Annotated in this window: 18 protein-coding genes; 12 read left to right on the forward strand and 6 right to left on the reverse strand. The window is 59.5% G+C overall.

The window, feature by feature from the left end; translation table 11 throughout:
- Window positions 1-14: 14 nt before the first annotated feature.
- Window positions 15-1,547 (reverse strand): hypothetical protein, encoded by a 1,533-nt coding sequence (locus tag BRADO_RS29585; protein WP_012029886.1) that lies wholly within the window; start codon window positions 1,545-1,547, stop codon window positions 15-17.
- Between the two features lie 791 nt (window positions 1,548-2,338).
- Here BRADO_RS29585 and BRADO_RS29590 point away from each other — a divergent pair.
- Complete coding sequence (locus BRADO_RS29590) at window positions 2,339-3,427, forward strand: phosphatase PAP2 family protein (protein ID WP_041757825.1); 1,089 nt, start codon at window positions 2,339-2,341, stop codon at window positions 3,425-3,427.
- 619 nt (window positions 3,428-4,046) lie between these two features.
- Here the strand turns inward: BRADO_RS29590 and BRADO_RS35205 are convergent.
- Both BRADO_RS35205 and BRADO_RS29600 read right to left on the reverse strand, forming a co-directional pair.
- Window positions 4,047-4,571, reverse strand: a complete 525-nt coding sequence (locus BRADO_RS35205; RefSeq protein ID WP_157872627.1) for a hypothetical protein — start codon at window positions 4,569-4,571, stop codon at window positions 4,047-4,049.
- A 21-nt stretch (window positions 4,572-4,592) separates the two neighbouring features.
- Window positions 4,593-4,907, reverse strand: a complete 315-nt coding sequence (locus BRADO_RS29600; RefSeq protein WP_157872628.1) for a hypothetical protein — start codon at window positions 4,905-4,907, stop codon at window positions 4,593-4,595.
- Between the two features lie 132 nt (window positions 4,908-5,039).
- On the opposite strand from BRADO_RS29600, the gene BRADO_RS29605 reads away from it, so the two are divergent.
- From BRADO_RS29605 to BRADO_RS29615, 3 genes are all read left to right on the forward strand, one after another.
- On the forward strand, window positions 5,040-6,656 hold the full coding sequence (locus BRADO_RS29605) for a type IV secretory system conjugative DNA transfer family protein (protein ID WP_012029890.1): 1,617 nt from the start codon (window positions 5,040-5,042) through the stop codon (window positions 6,654-6,656).
- Between the two features lie 9 nt (window positions 6,657-6,665).
- Window positions 6,666-7,943, forward strand: coding sequence for a M48 family metalloprotease (locus tag BRADO_RS33390; RefSeq protein ID WP_012029891.1), 1,278 nt, complete (start codon window positions 6,666-6,668; stop codon window positions 7,941-7,943).
- Window positions 7,944-8,270: 327 nt separating this feature from the next.
- Window positions 8,271-8,558, forward strand: coding sequence for a hypothetical protein (locus tag BRADO_RS29615; RefSeq protein WP_157872629.1), 288 nt, complete (start codon window positions 8,271-8,273; stop codon window positions 8,556-8,558).
- Window positions 8,559-8,591: 33 nt separating this feature from the next.
- On the opposite strand, the gene BRADO_RS29620 is transcribed toward BRADO_RS29615, so the two are convergent.
- Entirely contained in the window at window positions 8,592-9,311 is a 720-nt protein-coding gene (locus BRADO_RS29620; RefSeq protein ID WP_041757126.1) for a hypothetical protein, read from the reverse strand.
- 282 nt (window positions 9,312-9,593) lie between these two features.
- On the opposite strand from BRADO_RS29620, the gene BRADO_RS35210 reads away from it, so the two are divergent.
- The 6 genes from BRADO_RS35210 (at window position 9,594) to BRADO_RS29655 (ending at window position 13,657) form a co-directional block, all read left to right on the forward strand.
- Window positions 9,594-9,971, forward strand: coding sequence for a hypothetical protein (locus BRADO_RS35210; RefSeq protein ID WP_157872630.1), 378 nt, complete (start codon window positions 9,594-9,596; stop codon window positions 9,969-9,971).
- Window positions 9,972-9,983: 12 nt separating this feature from the next.
- Window positions 9,984-11,201 (forward strand): protein rep, encoded by a 1,218-nt coding sequence (locus BRADO_RS34510; RefSeq protein ID WP_012029895.1) that lies wholly within the window; start codon window positions 9,984-9,986, stop codon window positions 11,199-11,201.
- 69 nt (window positions 11,202-11,270) lie between these two features.
- On the forward strand, window positions 11,271-11,606 hold the full coding sequence (locus tag BRADO_RS29640; protein WP_157872631.1) for a hypothetical protein: 336 nt from the start codon (window positions 11,271-11,273) through the stop codon (window positions 11,604-11,606).
- Between the two features lie 63 nt (window positions 11,607-11,669).
- On the forward strand, window positions 11,670-11,894 hold the full coding sequence (locus tag BRADO_RS29645) for a hypothetical protein (protein ID WP_041757130.1): 225 nt from the start codon (window positions 11,670-11,672) through the stop codon (window positions 11,892-11,894).
- Window positions 11,895-11,951: 57 nt separating this feature from the next.
- Window positions 11,952-12,188, forward strand: a complete 237-nt coding sequence (locus BRADO_RS29650; RefSeq protein ID WP_012029898.1) for a hypothetical protein — start codon at window positions 11,952-11,954, stop codon at window positions 12,186-12,188.
- Window positions 12,185-13,657 (forward strand): FtsK/SpoIIIE domain-containing protein, encoded by a 1,473-nt coding sequence (locus BRADO_RS29655; protein ID WP_012029899.1) that lies wholly within the window; start codon window positions 12,185-12,187, stop codon window positions 13,655-13,657. Before BRADO_RS29650 ends, BRADO_RS29655 begins: the two co-directional genes overlap by 4 nt.
- Window positions 13,658-13,742: 85 nt before the next feature.
- Here BRADO_RS29655 and BRADO_RS29660 read toward each other — a convergent pair whose 3' ends face one another.
- A complete protein-coding gene (locus tag BRADO_RS29660) occupies window positions 13,743-14,219 on the reverse strand; it encodes a hypothetical protein (protein WP_012029900.1) in 477 nt (158 codons plus the stop codon).
- Window positions 14,220-14,561: 342 nt separating this feature from the next.
- On the opposite strand from BRADO_RS29660, the gene BRADO_RS29665 reads away from it, so the two are divergent.
- Both BRADO_RS29665 and BRADO_RS29670 read left to right on the forward strand, forming a co-directional pair.
- Entirely contained in the window at window positions 14,562-15,140 is a 579-nt protein-coding gene (locus tag BRADO_RS29665; RefSeq protein ID WP_050781054.1) for an ankyrin repeat domain-containing protein, read from the forward strand.
- A 313-nt stretch (window positions 15,141-15,453) separates the two neighbouring features.
- The gene (locus BRADO_RS29670; protein WP_083794987.1) at window positions 15,454-16,233 is read left to right on the forward strand and encodes a carbon-nitrogen hydrolase family protein; all 780 of its coding nucleotides are present in this window, start codon (window positions 15,454-15,456) and stop codon (window positions 16,231-16,233) included.
- 49 nt (window positions 16,234-16,282) lie between these two features.
- Here BRADO_RS29670 and BRADO_RS29675 read toward each other — a convergent pair whose 3' ends face one another.
- Complete coding sequence (locus BRADO_RS29675; protein ID WP_041757831.1) at window positions 16,283-17,173, reverse strand: ArdC family protein; 891 nt, start codon at window positions 17,171-17,173, stop codon at window positions 16,283-16,285.
- Between the last annotated feature and the right edge of the window lie 284 nt (window positions 17,174-17,457).

Raw genomic sequence — 17,457 nt, forward strand, 5'->3', positions numbered from 1 at the left:
CGGATGTCTCCAAACTACTCATGCGGATCGATCTTGACTTGCCTGACATAGACTTCGACGTCCCGGATCGTCTCCGTCAGGCGATAATCCATCAGCAGCGCGTCGAGTTCGGGACTTTCATGCAGCCATTTTCTCCACGGACCTGTCATATTGTCGACGAGCACGATGTCGGGACGCACCCGTCGAAAGTCCTCGATCATCCATCTTCGTTCCCGCTGCGCGTAATCATCGACGATCGTAAGCGACTGCGAACTGAACATGCCGCTTTCGCGTGCATAGTCCTCATAGCTCGCAACCAGCAAGCTCTGCTGGCGAGAGGCCCAGATGCCGCCAACTCTTCGAGTGAGGGGGTGGGCGAGACCGCCATTGCCGGAGATGGCCAGCACTGTCGGGTGTTCGATTCCGATCCTGGCGATGGCCGGTTGCAGGAAGCTGGCATCGAGTGCGTGATTGAACCAGGAGACCGTCGGTACAACGAGCGCCATCGCCAGGATGCCTCTCGCGAATCCCAAGGGCGAGACCAACGAGGCCGCAGCCGGCGAGCTCATGGCAAAGCCAAGACTCAGCCAGGCAAAGGCGAGCATCGGGTAAGAATGGTAGGGCCAGCCTTTACGCTGCAGGAGGTAGACGACGAAAAAGGCGACCGATGTCGTGATCAGCAGCAGAAGCACGGGATCGAGCTCCCGGCCGCGCTTCCGGACGAGTGTCAAAGTCAGGATCAGGCCCCAGAGCGCAGGTGCCGGTTTCATCAGCATCAGGCTGAGCGGCAATCCGATCGAATACACATCGCGGACCAGCGGCAGCATGTCCGTGATGTATTCGGGGAAGAGCAGTACGGTGCAGACGCCATAGATTGACACGACGGCAGCTGCCACGAGGTTCTCGGGTGACAGCAGCGTACGCGGGGATCTCAGGTAAGCTGCAACGAAACCCACGCCACCAGCAGCGACCAAAGCGAAGTGAGGCTTGAAGCACAGGGCCAAGCCAAGACCGGCACCGGCAACCCAGGTCGCCCATCGGGGCGGCAACTCACGATGGAGCCGCACGGCCAGGAGTGCGATGAACGGCATCAGCTCGATCACGGCGATATGCTCGCGCTGCCCGAAGGACTGCAGCGGCAACAAGGCGAGTGCCATGATCGCTGCGATCGCCAGCCCCCATGCCTGATAGCGGGATAGCTCGATCGACGGGCGCAGGATCAGTAGACTGGCAGCGAGCGAGGCCGCGATTGCGAAGAACACCAGACTGTCGAGAACGATCTCCGGCGAGAGACCCAGCTGGCGAGCGATGAGGAGAGCAGGCACATAGACCAAAACCGCCATCGGCGGGTTGGTCTCCAGTATTTCCGAATAGAGGCGCTGACCGTCGAGCCAGCGTTCACCGGCGATCAGCAGCCAGCTCACATCGCTATTACCTGCCGTGAGATGGCGGAGGATGATGCCCGTGCCGAAAACGACGATGACCAATATCCAGCACGACATTTGTGGATATGCGACGGCCCGGAGCGTTCGAAGGCCCGCGTGTTCTTCAGCCAGGTGCAGGGTCATTGATGCTATCCCGTAAATCTACGGGACCTTACCTGGACACCATTAACAGATTGCTTATGATGTCCGTGACAATCTCTGGTTTACGCGGGCAGCTGACGATCAGGTGCGGACGGCAACTGTAGGAGTTCGGGTTCTCGCTCCTTTTTGCTGATTGCGAGGCCGTCCAGCCGTAGAAAGCTGCACAACTCTCCGTCGAGTTTGGTACACTGTCAGATCTGCTAGATATGCCCCGATCACGCGCCTACGAGACAGCTTCAATTGGATCTGTGATGTTCAACGAACACACTCCCACCGCGTGATCATCCGTCGGTAGAAGAAAGTCGGACAGCGGCTTCCTATTGCTGACAGCCAAGCCTGATTTCGCGCATCACAAACCCCGCGAATCGCAGTCTATCCGGCCTGTCCATCGTTTCGCCGATCGGCCGCCCTAATTCATCCGAATGCCACCGCTCTCTGGAATCGCGCCGCGCTCGCGCACCGAACACCTCAACAGCGATCGGTACAGACCAGCTTCCAAAAACTCTCGTTCGCGATTACGCGTCAGATTACCCAGCGAAGACCGCGGCATACGATGAGATGGCGTTCCGAGAACGACGTCGAACGTCAGTGGACACCACGCTTCAACAAGTCGAGCCGAAACCCTCGACGCCGCCCGCGTTATATTTGCTTAAGCATCATCTCACGGTATCTATGTATTTCGCTCGCCGAGGTTGATTTTCGAACGCTGAACGCCGTAACAAGGCACCGACAGAAACCAGTAGAAATACGTGGAAATGCGAGAGCGGACGACCATGTCGGAAACCGCCAAAGGTGGACTGTTGCCCGATTTCGGAAGCTTCTGGCTGGTCTTGGCCAGGGCCATCCCGGTCAAGCCTCAGAACAGCAGCGAGACTGCAGCGGCATGGAGCGTTTTTCGTCTCAACTGGTTGGTCCTGGCCGGCCTATGGATGACTTTTGGGCTCTGCTTGCTGCTGACGGATTTCCGCGTTCGATCGCAGGGTTACATTGCGCTTCTGTGCGTGACGCTCGTATATGGTTGCATCGGATACGCGAAGGCACACTCAGGCGCCCGCGCCAAGCCCTGGCTCTTCTCGTTCCTCACTGGGCTGGCTCAGACAGTCCTCGCATTCAGCGTGCTCGCCTCGTTGTCTTACATCGTCACCGCGGCCGGCCTGCCGCTGCAGGACGCAAATCTGCTCGCGATTGACCAGTCACTCGGTTTCGACTTCCGCCACTACCTGTCCTTTGTCAACGATCGCCCCTGGTTGATCACGGTTCTCGGCTTCGGCTATCGATCGATCGCATGGTCGATCGTGGTCATCGTTGTGGCACTCCCTTTGTTGGGCCACTGTCGCAGAATTGCCGAATTCAATCTTGCAATCAGCCTCACAGCCGCGCTGACCTGCTGTATGACGCTGATCGTTCCAGCAGTCGGCGTCTATTACGCGTTGGGACTGACCCCTTCCGACTACCCCAATCTTCTTCCACAGGCCTATTACGATACCGCGCGCGACATGCCTCTTGTTCGCGATGGGACGTTGCGTCTGCTCGACATCAGCCAACTTGTGGGTATCGTCACCTTTCCAAGCTTTCACGCGGCAGCCGTCGTCCTATACGGATGGGCACTATGGCCACTGCGCTGGCTTCGCCCTTTCAATGTCATACTCAACGGGACCATGTTACTTTCGACGCCGGTCGGCGGCGGGCATTTCCTCATAGACATCATCGCAGGTATTGTAATCGCGCTCGTGTCAATTCTCGTCGCCCGCTTCGTCGCACAACGTGCGGATACACTCAAAGCGTTGGATCAGCGCCCCGCCGAAGGGTGCAGTGCGTTTCTGAAGACACTGCGCGGCTTTCACCAGCATCAGCGAGCTTGACGCGCAGCCCGGAGCTATCGGAGATGCGTGCTCCCGTATGCCAGTCTCATCTCGATGAGTTGGTCGAGACTGGTCGGCCTGCAGGCGCGACGGCGACAAGGCCTAAGTCCTCGTCGATCGGGCGACCGCGTCGATCAACCTGGCGAGACGTTAGCGTTGCGTGAATGTCAATGCTCCCGCTGATACGCATGGCAAGCGGCCGAGGGCTTCGCAACTTTCCGCGAAGAAGGTCGTCTATCTCACAGACGCTTTGAACCGTCCGGATGACTGAGCAGAAGCCACATGTTCTCCCGTAGCTGATCGATCGTCTCGTGCTCCGCCGAGGAGCAAGCGACGGCTGATCGATGCCTCGGGGAACTCGGCATCCCCTTCCAGTGCACAGCGGCTCGAAAGGACAAGGGGGCAAGAACCAAAACTCCCACAGCCGAGGCGGCTGCGGGAGTGTCGGTCTCAGTGGTTGCGGGGACCCGCAACAGCCACTCCCAGAGACTGCCGCCGCTGGTGATTTCGGTCATGTCTAAGTAGCCATGGCATCGCGCAGCCTAGTTTGACCGGAATGTAGGTGATTTGCGTCGGCGGTCGACGCTCCAGTGAAAAAGTGCGCTATTCACTTCTAATTCTATCTGCTTCTGTCGCGTACCTTTTCGGATACCCGCTCTGGGGTCGCTTCTAGGTCTTCGCGTAGCCAATCCAAATCGTCGTCTCTGACGCGATCGCCAAATTTAGGGGTCTTGGCTGGCTCAGCTTCACGAGTGCCAGGCTTTTGGGAAAGCCAATCGAGTTCGCTGGTACGGTTCAGCTGCGGTTGGCTACGAGTTCTGACTTCCTCTGGTACGCGAGCGGCGCTTATCGCTTCCTTCTCATCGTGCCAACGGCCAGACTTCTCCACCTCAACCTCCGGCTCCTGGTCGACCTGGCGGGCGCGCAGGTCCTCCAGGCGCACGGCTACCCGTCCCATTTCGTACGAGATATCGACCCGCTCATCTTGGAGGTCACCAATGTATTCAAGGAGCCGGCGCCGCTCGGGATCATTCTTCAAGAGAGCCATTTCTGCTGCGGCGATATCGCCTTTCAGCCGCGAGTCTGAGGCTGATAGCTGCTGCAGCCGCTCTTCAAGTGCCTTGACTTGCTGATCCAGCGTCATTTGTAGCTCCAATGAGCGGGGCTAGTTCTTGTGGTGATAGGTGGGCTGATAGCTCTCTTGGTTCAACAATTCGGCGTAGAGCGTGGCCCTCAGGCGCTCACCGGTGAAAAGCAGTCTCCGATACCCCTCATATGCCTTGACGGTACCAGAACGGACATCGGCTGGCATATCGGAGTACCTGTCCATATTCTCGAAGCGTCGCTTCCATTTTTCGTACAGCGCACGACGACGGGGCATGTCGGCCTCAATCTCTTTGATTTCGGCCATCAATTCGTCAATGCCCGCCGCGTCCAGTTGTTGGACTTTGAAAACCGGACCGAGCAAGACCTTGGTCATACAGCTAGTCTGGTGCGGGAATGCTACAACCGCAAGTGTGTAGTCCAAGATTTTTGCGTGGCTCATACCTTCAAAGCGATTGTTTTCGAACGATTCCACCTCTAGTTTATTGGCTTTCAGCGGGGGCATTTCATGAGTAGTTTCGATCCCTTCGGGGACATGAAGCGAGCGTGGAGCGTCTTTTCGAGCACGCAAAAAGCGGTCAACAAGGCCATCAACGCTCATCATCAGCGTCAACAGCGTAGGGAAGCGGAAGAGCATCATCGACGGCAGCGCGAAGAGCAGGAAGAACTGCTGCGCAATCCACCACCGTTACACGGATCCGCAGCTTGGGCCTCACCGAGTGAGCTTACGAAGTTCCTGAAAGGACGAGAGGCATTCGACAATCCATCATCGATCTTGCTGGGTGCTATGAAGGACGAGACTGGCGTGGTGCGTTTCGTACACTGGGACGACGCAGGCCATCTCCTCACGGTCGCGCCTACCCGCTCGGGTAAAGCGGTAACGACGCTCATTCCAAACCTGCTGCGATACAAGGGCAGCGTCGTTGTCATAGACCCCAAGTCGGAGCTCTACGAGCAGACATCCGCATGGCGGGCGGCGAACGTCGGACCGGTTTACCGGATCGCTCCGTTCGACAGGGGCGACAATCCGAAAACAGCCAATTTCCCGCAGCATGGTTTCAATCCGCTGACCCGTATCCGGACACAAGCGGACGCGAGAGCGCTGGCGCAACTGATGTTCCCACGCGATGCGAACGCAGCGGAGTTCTTTATTGAGGACGCAGTGGCCTTCCTGACTGCACTCATCATGTACGTGCTGGACGAAGCGCCACCTGAACGCCGCACGCTTGCGGCAGTAATCCAGGCCTGCAACCTGCCGATCGGTCAATTCAAGCATCTGGCCGAGCGCATGGCCAATTCCAAGCGCAGCAGCATTGCCGCCGCTGCAACCAATGTGCTTGGCAAGTCCGAGGATCGGGGGCTGCCGAACATCCGCGATACGCTGCATAGCAAGCTTTCGCTGTGGGATGACGAAGAGCTTCTTGCCTGCCTGAAATTGCACGACTTCAATTTTGAGGACCTGAAGGACAGTCCAGCGACGGTTTACCTGGATGTACCGTTTGACCTCATTGGTCCCTACTCACCATGGTTGCGCGTCGTCCTCAAGTCGGCGCTGGATGCCATGCTCCGCAACACGCGGACCCCAGACATTCCAGTGCTGTTCGCGCTCGACGAATTTCTGCAGCTCGGGCCTTTTCCAGAATTCCGGGACGCAATCCGTACCCACGCAGGGGCAGGCGTACGGCTCTGGTTCTTCCTGCAGGACGTTGCCTCGCTTGAGGAACACTACCCAAGGAATAGCTGGCGGCCGTTCTTGAACACCTCGATCAAGCAATTCTTCGGCATCGACGACCCGTTTACGGCTGAACTCGTCGGGAAATATCTTGGCACCACGACAGTAGCCTACCGATCGACCAATGCCGGCAACAATACCTCTGCCGGTCGCGGCAGCTACTTTGAAAACGATGGCAACACGAGCTACTCTTCAGGCGAGTCCGTGCAATTTGTCGGGCGCCCTTTGCTGACGCCGGACGAAGTCATGGCGCTGCTGTCTGACTGGAGCGGGAAGGGTGAGCGCATCGGGATTGTCCATGCGCGTGGGCCTCGCCCGTTCAAGGTTCATCTCACCGCATTCGATAAGAGCGAGACATGCCGGGCACGAACCGGGGCATTCCTCAATAAATAGGATCGAACCATGCGTTTCGAATATTTTTTTCCCAATGATTGGGCGACGTTGGCCAAGCGCTATCTCGTGGTCAGCGCCATCCGTTACATTTGGATTTTGTCTTTCTCGTTTGATTTTTGGGCATCTGCTAGCGTCTTGTACCCCAACCCTCAAGTTCTGGTCGTGCTGCAGCGAATAAGCGTCAATCCCTTACTCTTGATCGATGGCAGGTTCTTGCCGGCGCTGTTCAACTTGGTGCTGGCATTGATGCAGGCCGGCATTGCTGCCGGAGCAATACGACTGATCGTAAGAATGTTTACCGGCCAAGGCGAGAACGCCAGCGGGGCTTCTGTGGCTGAGGTCGATGGTCGCAAGCTACGGCGGCCGTGGTGGCTAACCCCGATCGCGATGACATTCTCACTTATCATCTCGGCTTACATACTCGTCTGGGTCGCACTGCTGGTCTTCCAGGGCCCTAAAATGCAAACGCCCCGTTTGGGTTATGCGTTCTACAGTGCAGGATCCATCCCCCTCTATATCGGGCTCGCACTTGGCTTTCTCGGGCTATTGTGGGGAAGCCGGTTCAATGCTTCCGCACGCGCCATGGTCGGGAAGACGGCTGGCGTCCAACACCTGGCAAATGACCACTGGTTGACGCAGCGCGTCCACGCGTTGGCGGCCAAGCTCGACCTGCCGCCTCCAACCGTGGGCGTGATGAACGCAGTGAACGCCTACGCGGCTGGCTCGAAGCCAGAAGACGCAGCGGTGGTCCTTGGCGTTCCCCTCGTGAAGAAACTATCACCTGAAGAGCTGGACGCCGTCATCGGGCATGAACTCGGCCACATTGCATCCGGCGACATGCGCCGGATGCAGTTTGCGGAAGGCTATCAACGTATGTTTGGTACCATCCTGGGCATGATTGGAACAATCGGGGTATCCATTGCGGCGCGCCAGAATGCGAGGGCAGCACCGCTCGTGCACCTGTTCAGCAACCTCGCGAGGTTCACCTTCGCGATAGGTTCAGAGGTGATGGTCAAGGGACTATCTCGGTCCCGCGAGTACTATGCAGACGCGATAGGCGCTTCGGTCTCGTCACCCGAGGCGATGATCAGCGCCTTGCGCAGGCTCAGCAAGATCGAGGATGTGCCGACGGCGGTCGAGAACGAGTACGCCTACATGATGTTCAGGAACGGCCTGAAATTCTCCAGCCTGTTCTCGACCCATCCTACGATGGACAGGCGGTGTGCGGCACTGGAGGCCGGAACACACTTGAGGGCAATGCCACTCAAGAAACTGCCTACAGGCTAAAGGTCGCACCCCGCGCCCAGGACGTTCTGGATGCCGATGCTGCGCGTCAAGCAGGTTGTCGACTAACGGCGGGCCGCCATGTTCCGCTCGCCGCGGAGCTCGGGGCGGGTATACCATTCGGGGCTAGAACCACGGCCGTTAAGCCGAAGTGCCGGCGAATTCCGGTTTGTCGCGCCAGATTCGAATCGGTACCGCCGACGTCGGTCGACTTGTAAAACACGTTTGTTGGCCCATACTGGCATCATCACGCATCCCGTTTCCTCCTCTGAGGTACGGCCCCCGTTCACGCCTTCCGGCGTGACGGAAGGCACAATCAGAGAGATGACCATGGGAGAACTGTCGTCGTATCTGGCGATTGCCGGACTTGCTCATCGCCAGGCAGCCGAACTCAAGCAGGCCGTTGCCGACGGTGCGCAACACTTTCCGAACGGAGAGCAGACTTTCCTTGCCAGCGAGATCGCGTGCTGCGAGGCGGTCATCGCTTCGGTCCGTGCGGTGTTCGCACAGCACTTCAGGGTTCTGGAGTTCTCTGCCGATGGAAAGGCGGCAGCTCGTATCCCGCCTGCTCTGCGGGATCTGATGAGCGAGGAGGAACCTACCATCGTCGAAACATGACGGATGCCCCGCTTTGCGGGGCACTCGTCGTTTCTATGGCCTGAAAAGCTCTATCAAATTGAATGATTCAACGTTCTTTTCGCAGTCACGGGCAAGTTCTGCGAGGTCTTCCTCGAACTGCTTATAGATGTACAACGACTCATCTTCCCCGACGCCCCTTTCATACACATGAACGAAACCGGCGTTGTAGCGCTTTTCAATCGGGTAGTAGATGGCCATGACCTTCTTCTCGGTCATCACTGCCGAATAGGTATTGAAGCGTCGATGTCCGTAGATGCGGAGATTCTTCAAGTTGTCCCATATCCCGTCACATAGAAGCCGAATGGAATCTCCGATCTCGGCTTGTTGGACCTCAGTGTTCTTCGTGCTCACGTCCGCAATCGGTTTGATGAATGGATTCTGCGGGTGAAGCACGAAAATGTCCGTGCGACGCCCCTCTTGCAGTCGGCCACGAAGAGTTTCCAGGTGTCTGGGCAACCACATTTTCATGTCGTTAAATACAAGTGTGAGATGTTCCGCACTTGCAAGTTCGGGATTGTAGTTTCGGCCGTTCGCCGGATACAGCAATCCGGATAAGCCGTACGGAAGCGACGACTTTCCCTGAGCTGGGAATAGCTTCTCGTAGAGATGATCTACCGCCGTCCGAACTACTTCGCTTCGGTGGCCCATTTTGACGGGGTCTATGGGGATGCCAAGCGGCTCCGCCAGCTCGTCGACTTTCTTGCGGTACGGCTGCTTTGCGTAAATGACCATTCTGTTCTCGTCCGAACGTCTACCTTTCCCTTCTGCCATTAAGCCCCCCTGACCTGCCACGCCATCGATTACAGCACCAAAAGCCACGTTGTAATACCTCTATGTCACCACCACGCACACCCTACTGCACTAACCACGGCACTACCTGAGGCACGCAGCAGGACGCCAGCTGTAACACCTTGTGGCATCTTCACTTCTACCCGCATCAAATGGCTTTCTCCGCAAACCTTCGAGGCTCGACCCTCTCGAAGCCCATGAAAAGCGCCTGACGCGGAGCCCTCCATGACAGACTTCAGCCATTTGCTGCTGCATTTCCTCGCCCTTGAAATCAAAAGCGAAATCCTTGAGTGGCCCGCGGTCTCTACTCCAGATACCGCGATCGATCCCACCGAAGAAGCCTTGCTAAGGGAATTTCGTCCCATCCATCAATCATCCGCTGGTCCGCGTGAAGGCCGGTTTCAGCGAATGGAGAAGTGGAGCAACGGCAACCCCGTCGCCTACTATCAGGCGTTCTGCCGTAACCCGGAGACCGGAAAATTCGAGCGGTATGGCTGGCGCTACATGCTGTCAAACGGCCAGCTGATCCTGCACAAGACATTCCCTGTCCTGAACAAGGATTACGAGAAACGAGAATCAAGGAGCGCACGGGCCGCCAGATAGGGGAGCCGAGCGATGCTCTCCGAGCCCAGCATCGACCCGCTCCAGCACGAATGGATGGGAGCTGCGAGCAGCCAAGTTCTGCTCGGCCTCGATGCTCGACCGGATTTCATCTGTGAGCAGATCGACCCGCCCGTAGATTTACGGGATCGGGACAATCTGCCCGACGTCGGCAAACGACTTGGCAAGGTCGGACGGCGCGACTTCCAACGCCTTCAGCAGGAAAAGCTCGCAATCGCCGAGAGCCTGAAGGAAGCCGGCCGCGACGAAGACGCCGGCCTGCTCCGAAACTGCTGCACCAACCTCATCATCGATAAGTACGAGAAGGGTCGCCGGGTACGCGGCCCCAATGAATGCAAGCACCCTCTGTGCCCGACCGCGCAATTGGCACGCCAGCGGCGGACCTATCGACGCGTCGCACAGGCATTGGAGCGCTACCTGCGACGCAAAGAGGGAATGGTGGGCATCATGCTTACCACCACCATGGAGAGCTGCCCGTCGCATGAACTGCGCTACCGCACGGGCCAGCTGATCGCAGCCTGTTCACGGCTCATGACCTTTGCCCCGGTCAAGCGGGCGGTCGCCGCCTACGTCAGGGTCATTGAATTCACCCGCAACGCGGTGACACAGCTGTGGCACCCTCATGCCCATTGGCTTCTGCTGGTGCCGAAGTCCTACTTTGCCAAGGGCAGCAAGACCTTCATCGACCATGACCGATGGAGCAAGCTGTTCCGCAAAGCGCTGCGCTGCGCGTACACGCCTATCGTTGATGTCCGTGTCGCGAAAGGGGTGTCGTCCCCGCTTTCCGAGGCGGGACTCAAGCCCCTCCGTGAGATCGCCAAGTACACCACCAAGCCCGGCACGCTGGTCTACTGGGACAACGGCATGCCGTACGCGGTCGGCCGGCAACGGCCTGAGCTGTATCGCAAAGCCAAGGGCGCGCCGCTAGAGCCGATGTTCAACGTGCCGGTGATGGCGCTGGCAGACGCCGTCAAAGGCCGCCGCCTGGTCGCTCTGTCGCGCAATCTCGAAACCGACGAAGAGCTGGATTTCACGGACGACCCTCGCGGCGACGAGCTTGATCAGACCACCGAAGATCTCGGCGCCTTCATCTGCACCGAGTTCTACGAGTGGCGCGGTCGCGGGCGGCACGGCGATTACTTTCTCGTCGGTCGCTCGTTCGACGAGCCCGGTCAACACAAACGCAAGGAGGGATTCGCAATGGGGCCGTGAGCATGGATCTCGAGTTCGGTTGCGTTAGTTGCGTTGCGTTTCCCTCTCACCATCCACATGGAGACTGACATGTCTGACTTTACTGATGCTGATATCGTCGTCCGCGGCACGAGCCGTGGCGTCCGCGAGAGCCGCAACGAGCGGGGCCAGATTGTCGGCCACTCGGTGCAGCTGGTCAAGCGCAATGCCAAGAATGGCATTGAGGTCTTGCAGGTGCGCCTGCCTGAGGGCGCCGATCCCGCCAACTACGCCGACGGTAAGCCGGTCGAGCTGGTGGCGGATATCTCCTCGTACGAGGGCACGATGTACTACCGCGCCACCCGGGAGATCCTGCACGCCAAGCCGGTCGACAGCCGCACGGCTGAGCCGGCGCGCAAGCCGTCGACCGCGACCGCTCTGAGCTAAGCGCATACAGCGGGTCGGGCAATGGCGCCCGGCCCGGTTCTCTCGATCTCAGGAGATGAAACCATGAGTGATGCGGATGTTGCGGCGGCGAAGTTCGCCGCGATCAACTGGGAGACCCTCGACGTCAGCGCGGTGTGCGCGTTCTACGACCAGATCGGTCGACCGCCGGGGGAGCGCGCTCTCCTAGTGGCGCCGATCGACCCAGCGAAGCGCGACGCCTGGAAGCGGCGGTGTATCGCCGATCTTTCGGCCATGCAGGTCCGTGCCTGTCCGACATGCGGGGCGTGAATGCAAGGCCGCGCAATGCCGCGCGGCCTTGGCCTCATTGGCAGGGGAGACAAAATCATGAACGACAATGCGGAGAAAAGGCTGGCGGCGTACGAGACCGGCTATATGTGCGGCCCCGCGTTCGTGGCGTTGGATGACGTGCTGATCTGGGCGCGAGCGGTTGCCGAATTGCCCAGGCAACCGCTCGCCGACCGATCCGGCGATGACGGCGACGCAGCCGGCCACGAACAACACGACATGCATGTGGCCGCGCGGCAAGAGCGCCTTGCGGCGTTAAGGAGGGCCGCAGAATGAGCGCCTTCAGCCGCGGCGAGCAGGTGTACGACAGTAGGATTTACGATGTCGCGAGATGGGGATTCGGGGTGCCTACCGTGTATTGGGACCCGCCACCCCGCCCAGCGGAGTTCGCCTTCGGGCCGGAGCCCTTCGAGATGTGGGGCGTGCCTTTCGAATATTATATTCCGAAGGGGTCGCGGCAGGCGTACCTGGTGCGATCCGGGCACAGCGAGGTTTACGCCGATTTCGCCATGAAGCTCATGCTCGGCCGCTTCGCGCGCGAGGCGACGAGGACCTTCGCCGTGAAAGCGTACGCCGGCGTGACCGAGCATGAGAGAAAGCAGACGATTCTGCGCGAGGCGGCGACGTTGGCCGAGACCAAGTGGTTTGGTGACCTGGAGGCCGACAAGGAGCGCGTTCTCCGCGAGCTGCGCGCCGGCCGCGAGGCGAAGCTGTCCCGCGACTGGGCTAAAGAAGCATCTCAACCAGATGCCGATGCCGCCAAGCGCAAGGAGGCGCTGACGACGGCCGAACGGGAGATCGGCCAGGCCGATAAGTCTCGCCTCCAGGCGCTGCGCAAAGCAGAGCAGGAGATCGCGGCCGCGCAGCAAGCGCGCGAGAAAGCTGCACGCGAGGCGCAATGGGCGATCGAGAGCGCTGCACGCGATCGAGAAAGCCAGGCACGGGAGGCTGCCGAGCAGGCGCGTGTCCTGAAGCTCTCCCGGCCGATTCCGCTGGCACCGCAGCCTGGCGGAATTGTCTTCGGCACGCGCATCAAGGATGGCGTCGATTTCGTGGTGCCGCTGGCGCACCTCCAGCACATCTTGCTCAGTGGCGTCTCGGGCGCCGGCAAGACCGTGCTGCTCCATGCGCTGCTCCATCAACTGGTGCAGTCCGACCAGGTTGAACGGCTGGTGCTGATCGATCTCAAGGGGGGCGTATCGTTCAACAGGTATCGCATCAGCCCCAAGGTCGAGGTGATCTATGAGATGGCCGACGTCATCAGGGTCATTGACCAGGTGATGGCACTGATGGTGCAGCGGCAGAACTATATGCGCGAGAACGGCATCGAGTTCTGGCGGCAACGCCGTACGTTCCTGGTGATCGACGAATATGCGGAAATCCAGACCGAGATCGACGCGGCCGACACCAAGGAAGCCAAGGCAGAAGCCAGACGCCTTGCGGCGAACCTGGCGAGCATTTCCCGGCGAGCGAGGGCGCTGGGAATCGTCATGGTCTGTGCCCTGCAACGGCCGACGACGGACGCCATGGACGCGGCCGTGAGAAACAACCTGAGCTGCCGGATCTGCCTGCGGGCGGCGACGAGCCAACTCGCGGCCTCGATGCTGGACGACCTGGAGCGGCTGCCCGTACGGCCCACCGAGCTGCCGACCGGCGAATTCTACTACTATGACGCCAGCCGGGGTCTGACCCGGCTGCTCAAGGCCCAAATTGCGCCTGGCGTCGATCTCGCGGATCTTTTCTGACATCGTCGAGGGCGGAGGTGAGCACGGCGCGCGCCAGCGCGCCGCGCGCAGCCGACGCCCCTTTCGTACATACCTAAGAAACAAATCATGGGATTTGTCCCCCAAGGGCAAGGCTGGTCCGGTGAACGGGGGTCGAACCGTCCCGGGCAATATAGCTGGAAGGCAACGCGGCGGTCTCAGGGGTGCGCGAGTGGTAGGCAGCAAAGGCGGTAGCCCCGACAATGAGCAACACTAAGAGCGCGAAGCAATCGACCGCGAATTGTCGGCGGCGTGCAGCGTCTCGGCCAGCCCGTACGGCCTCGGGGGATGGTGGGTCAGGTTCATAGCCCCGCTGCCAGGGCAAGCGCAGGGGATGAGGACGGCGAACGTCGATGCCGAGGCTCACGCCGTCCCAGTCGTTGTTACTGGTCAGCACATTGCGCAGGTACTTGGCCAGCAGGTCATCGTTTCTGCGGGGTTGCGGGTTGTCGGCGTCACGCTCGGCAAACCATTCGCGCAGGTCTTGAATGGTCTGCTCATCGGTCTTGATGATGAGGGTCGTTTTCCATGTTTGGATGTCCATGGGTCACACTTTCTGTCATTGGTTCTTCTTGGTTGGCCAATGCAGCGACCGACCGGGCGCGCAAGCGCACGGGCGGAGCTGCAATTTCCTTGATACCTCGGCGTTTTTGACTGGGACTTGGCGGCCGTTTCCGCTCAAGCTAGTATGCAGGCACGGCTTCGATTGCGAGCAACCGAAGTCGAGAGCCCCGATTGGATGCGGGGCTTTTTCATCGTTAGTGCTTGTAAAAGACCCCAACCGTCCCACAATAGATTCATCCACACCTGCCGTTTCGCCCCTGGGCGATCGGTCTCTCGTCACCGCCTCCGGGCGTGACGGAGGCCTATCCACGGGGAATTTACTATGAACGAGCTACTCAATGCCGCTCGCGAGGGCGACACAGCCATGGTCGAATCCTTGCTCAGCGAGGGTGTGGCGATCGATCTCCAAGACAAGTACGGCACCACCGCGCTGATGCTGGCGGCCCTTAACGGCCGCACCGCCACCGTGGAAGCTCTGCTCGCCAAGGGCGCCGCAATCGATCTCCAAGACAAGTACGGCGAAACCGCGCTGATGCTGGCCACGCACAATGGCCACACCGCCGTTGTGGAAGCCCTACTTGCCAAGGGAGCGGCGATCGACCTCCAGAGCAACAACGGCTTCACCGCGCTGATCTGGGCGGCTTACTACAAACACACCGCCACCGTGGAAGCTCTGCTCGCCAAGGGTGCGGCGATCAATCTCCAGGACAGCGACGGCTTCACCGCGCTGATCTGGGCGGCTTATCGCGGACACATCGCGATCGCGGAGGCGCTGCTCGCCAAGGGAGCGGCGATCGACCTCCAGGACAGCGACGGCAGAACCGCGCTGACGTTGGCGGCCTTCGTGGGTCACACCGACATCGTCAACCTGCTCAAGGCGGCGAAGCAGCCTACGGCCTGACTCTTCCGCTCGAACACCTGGACGGCCCCTCGCGGGGCCGTTCTTTCGTCGTAAAATCGCAAACTCACAAAATCGTAAAATCATGCAGAAGATAGGCGGCGCAGTCCGCAATTCCTCTGCGAGAACAGATTCGTAGACAATTTGACCGGCCGCTCACTGAGACCTAAAGTAGCGTCGGCCACAGGAACTCGACGCTAGAACCTAACGTCCCGATTCGGAGCATAGGGAAGGTTCCCGACAATAAACTTGCCGATCTGCGGGCGATGACTCATCATCCTCTCTGAGAACAACGCAAACGATCCCCAATAATTCCATGACAACGCTCACGATCGCCGCTGTATCAAGCGCCATCACGTCCGACGTCAGAGTCAATGGCGCTCATATACGCGATTGCATGACGAAGGCGGCAGATCTAGGCGCGCGCCTTGTACATTTTCCCGAAGGTGCTTTGTCCGGCTACGTAAAGGCTCAAATCCAACATTGGGATCAGGTGGACTGGTCTATCCTCCAGGCCGAGTTGGACGCAATCGCCGCGAATGCAAGAAAGCTCGGGATCTGGGTCGTTGTCGGAGCCAACCACCAGCGCATAGCACCACTGTGGCCGCATAACTCTTTGTATGTTATTTCCGAAAATGGCATCATTATCGGTCGCTATGATAAGCGGCTAATCTCCCACGCAGAATCAATCAGCTGGTACACGCCCGGTTCGGACCCAATCGTGTTCGAGGTCGATGGCTTCCGATTCGGTTGTGCGCTCTGCATCGAAATCCATTTTCCGGAACTGTTCATGGAATATGGAAGGCTGGGGGTCGATGGCGTACTTTTCTCAGCCTACGCCGAGGACCCGATCTTCGCAGTGACTGCCCAGGCCCACGCAGCAACCAATAACATCTGGATGAGCGTATCCACTCCTGCCGCCTGTCGCCCTAGACTACCTTGCAGCTTGATCGGGCCAGACGGCTACGTGTTCGGCCAATCAACGCTGGAGCAGGATCTTGTCTACGGGACGCTGGACCGTTCGAAATACGAAATTGCTTTGACAAAGGCCCGTCCTTGGCGGGCTTCTGTCCGCGAGAACAAGAAAGGACCGTAGGACCAGTATCTGTCTTTCCAAAATCGTAAAATCCTCTTTCAAAGGCCCGCTAAGCGGCCCTGGCCTCGTTCGGTTGAAGCCCATGCAGGAAGTCCGCCGCGCGCTGGGCGTGCGAAGCTGCCGTGAAGATCGCGCGCTTGTCGTCCTTGAGCACCTTGATCCAGCTGGCGACGTAGGCGGCGTGATCCTCCCGGACTTCCGGGGTGAGGCCGAGATCCGCCAGCAGGAACGCCGCGCCAAGCTCGGCGACGAGCTCCTCCATGGCGTATCCTTCATCGCCGAACCGTTTGCGCCCGAATTCCCGGGCGAGCCGCGAGGGATGCCGGGTCCAGTGGATGCTCTCGTGTCCGAGCACCGCGTAATAGCTCAACGCATCGCGGAAGAACTCAATGGCAGGCATGTGCACGCGGTCGACCAACGGGCTGTAGAACGCCTTACCGCCGCCATGCACCACGTCAACAGCCGCAGCCTTGAAGAACGCCTCGGCAAGCTCGATCCGCTCAACCGGGCGCAGGGGCGCTTGCGGAGCGTCGCGGTACTGGTCGGGCAAACCATCAATCTGCTCGACGTTGAACACGGTGTAGCCGTTCATGAAGGGAATGGCGTGCTCGGCTTCTTCGCCCTGCTCGTTGGTTTCCGTCCGGATGATGCGGTCGGCGTAGACCACCAAGGTGCCGGTTTCGCCCTTGCGGACGTTGCCACCCACCGCCAGCGCTTGGCGGAACGTCATCCAGGTTGCCGAGCCGTAGCCCATTTCCAACGCGGCAGACCACAGCATCAGCACGTTGATCCCCTGGTACGGCAGGCCGTTGGCTCGCAGGGGACGGGTGATCCGCCCCTCGCCATGAGGCGCACTCCAGGGCTTCTGCCAGGGCCGCACGCCCTGCTCTAAGAATGTGACGATCGTATCGGTGATCTTTTGATAAACGTCCTTCTTCACCTTCGCTTCTCCTGTCCGGTTGCGCATGCAACCGGAACTAGGCGAGCGCCGATGAGCGGGGGTTGGCTGTCACAGGCCGGAATGCGCCGGGTTGGTGCGGGCCGGAGGACGCGAAGCGACCGACTACCCGGCCGGCGTATTCCGCCCGCAGGGCCTGGCCTTGACAGCCTGGGGGCCGCAGGCCCCGCTTTGCCGGGTAATGCCCCATGATCAGCTGAGATTGCAACGGCAACTGTGGCTATAGCCAGTGCTGTGGACTATGCGTTGCAAACGCTTTCGGATCG

The organism is Bradyrhizobium sp. ORS 278, assembly GCF_000026145.1.
GTDB lineage: Bacteria > Pseudomonadota > Alphaproteobacteria > Rhizobiales > Xanthobacteraceae > Bradyrhizobium.

Bases quoted from the DNA above. Each gene is read 5' to 3' on its own strand.
- BRADO_RS29585 (WP_012029886.1), bottom strand. From the start codon at position 1,547: ATGACCCTGCACCTGGCTGAAGAACACGCGGGCCTTCGAACGCTCCGG.
- BRADO_RS29590 (WP_041757825.1), top strand. From the start codon at position 2,339: ATGTCGGAAACCGCCAAAGGTGGACTGTTGCCCGATTTCGGAAGCTTC.
- BRADO_RS35205 (WP_157872627.1), bottom strand. From the start codon at position 4,571: ATGACGCTGGATCAGCAAGTCAAGGCACTTGAAGAGCGGCTGCAGCAG.
- BRADO_RS29600 (WP_157872628.1), bottom strand. From the start codon at position 4,907: ATGACCAAGGTCTTGCTCGGTCCGGTTTTCAAAGTCCAACAACTGGAC.
- BRADO_RS29605 (WP_012029890.1), top strand. From the start codon at position 5,040: ATGAGTAGTTTCGATCCCTTCGGGGACATGAAGCGAGCGTGGAGCGTC.
- BRADO_RS33390 (WP_012029891.1), top strand. From the start codon at position 6,666: ATGCGTTTCGAATATTTTTTTCCCAATGATTGGGCGACGTTGGCCAAG.
- BRADO_RS29615 (WP_157872629.1), top strand. From the start codon at position 8,271: ATGGGAGAACTGTCGTCGTATCTGGCGATTGCCGGACTTGCTCATCGC.
- BRADO_RS29620 (WP_041757126.1), bottom strand. From the start codon at position 9,311: ATGGTCATTTACGCAAAGCAGCCGTACCGCAAGAAAGTCGACGAGCTG.
- BRADO_RS35210 (WP_157872630.1), top strand. From the start codon at position 9,594: ATGACAGACTTCAGCCATTTGCTGCTGCATTTCCTCGCCCTTGAAATC.
- BRADO_RS34510 (WP_012029895.1), top strand. From the start codon at position 9,984: ATGCTCTCCGAGCCCAGCATCGACCCGCTCCAGCACGAATGGATGGGA.
- BRADO_RS29640 (WP_157872631.1), top strand. From the start codon at position 11,271: ATGTCTGACTTTACTGATGCTGATATCGTCGTCCGCGGCACGAGCCGT.
- BRADO_RS29645 (WP_041757130.1), top strand. From the start codon at position 11,670: ATGAGTGATGCGGATGTTGCGGCGGCGAAGTTCGCCGCGATCAACTGG.
- BRADO_RS29650 (WP_012029898.1), top strand. From the start codon at position 11,952: ATGAACGACAATGCGGAGAAAAGGCTGGCGGCGTACGAGACCGGCTAT.
- BRADO_RS29655 (WP_012029899.1), top strand. From the start codon at position 12,185: ATGAGCGCCTTCAGCCGCGGCGAGCAGGTGTACGACAGTAGGATTTAC.
- BRADO_RS29660 (WP_012029900.1), bottom strand. From the start codon at position 14,219: ATGGACATCCAAACATGGAAAACGACCCTCATCATCAAGACCGATGAG.
- BRADO_RS29665 (WP_050781054.1), top strand. From the start codon at position 14,562: ATGAACGAGCTACTCAATGCCGCTCGCGAGGGCGACACAGCCATGGTC.
- BRADO_RS29670 (WP_083794987.1), top strand. From the start codon at position 15,454: ATGACAACGCTCACGATCGCCGCTGTATCAAGCGCCATCACGTCCGAC.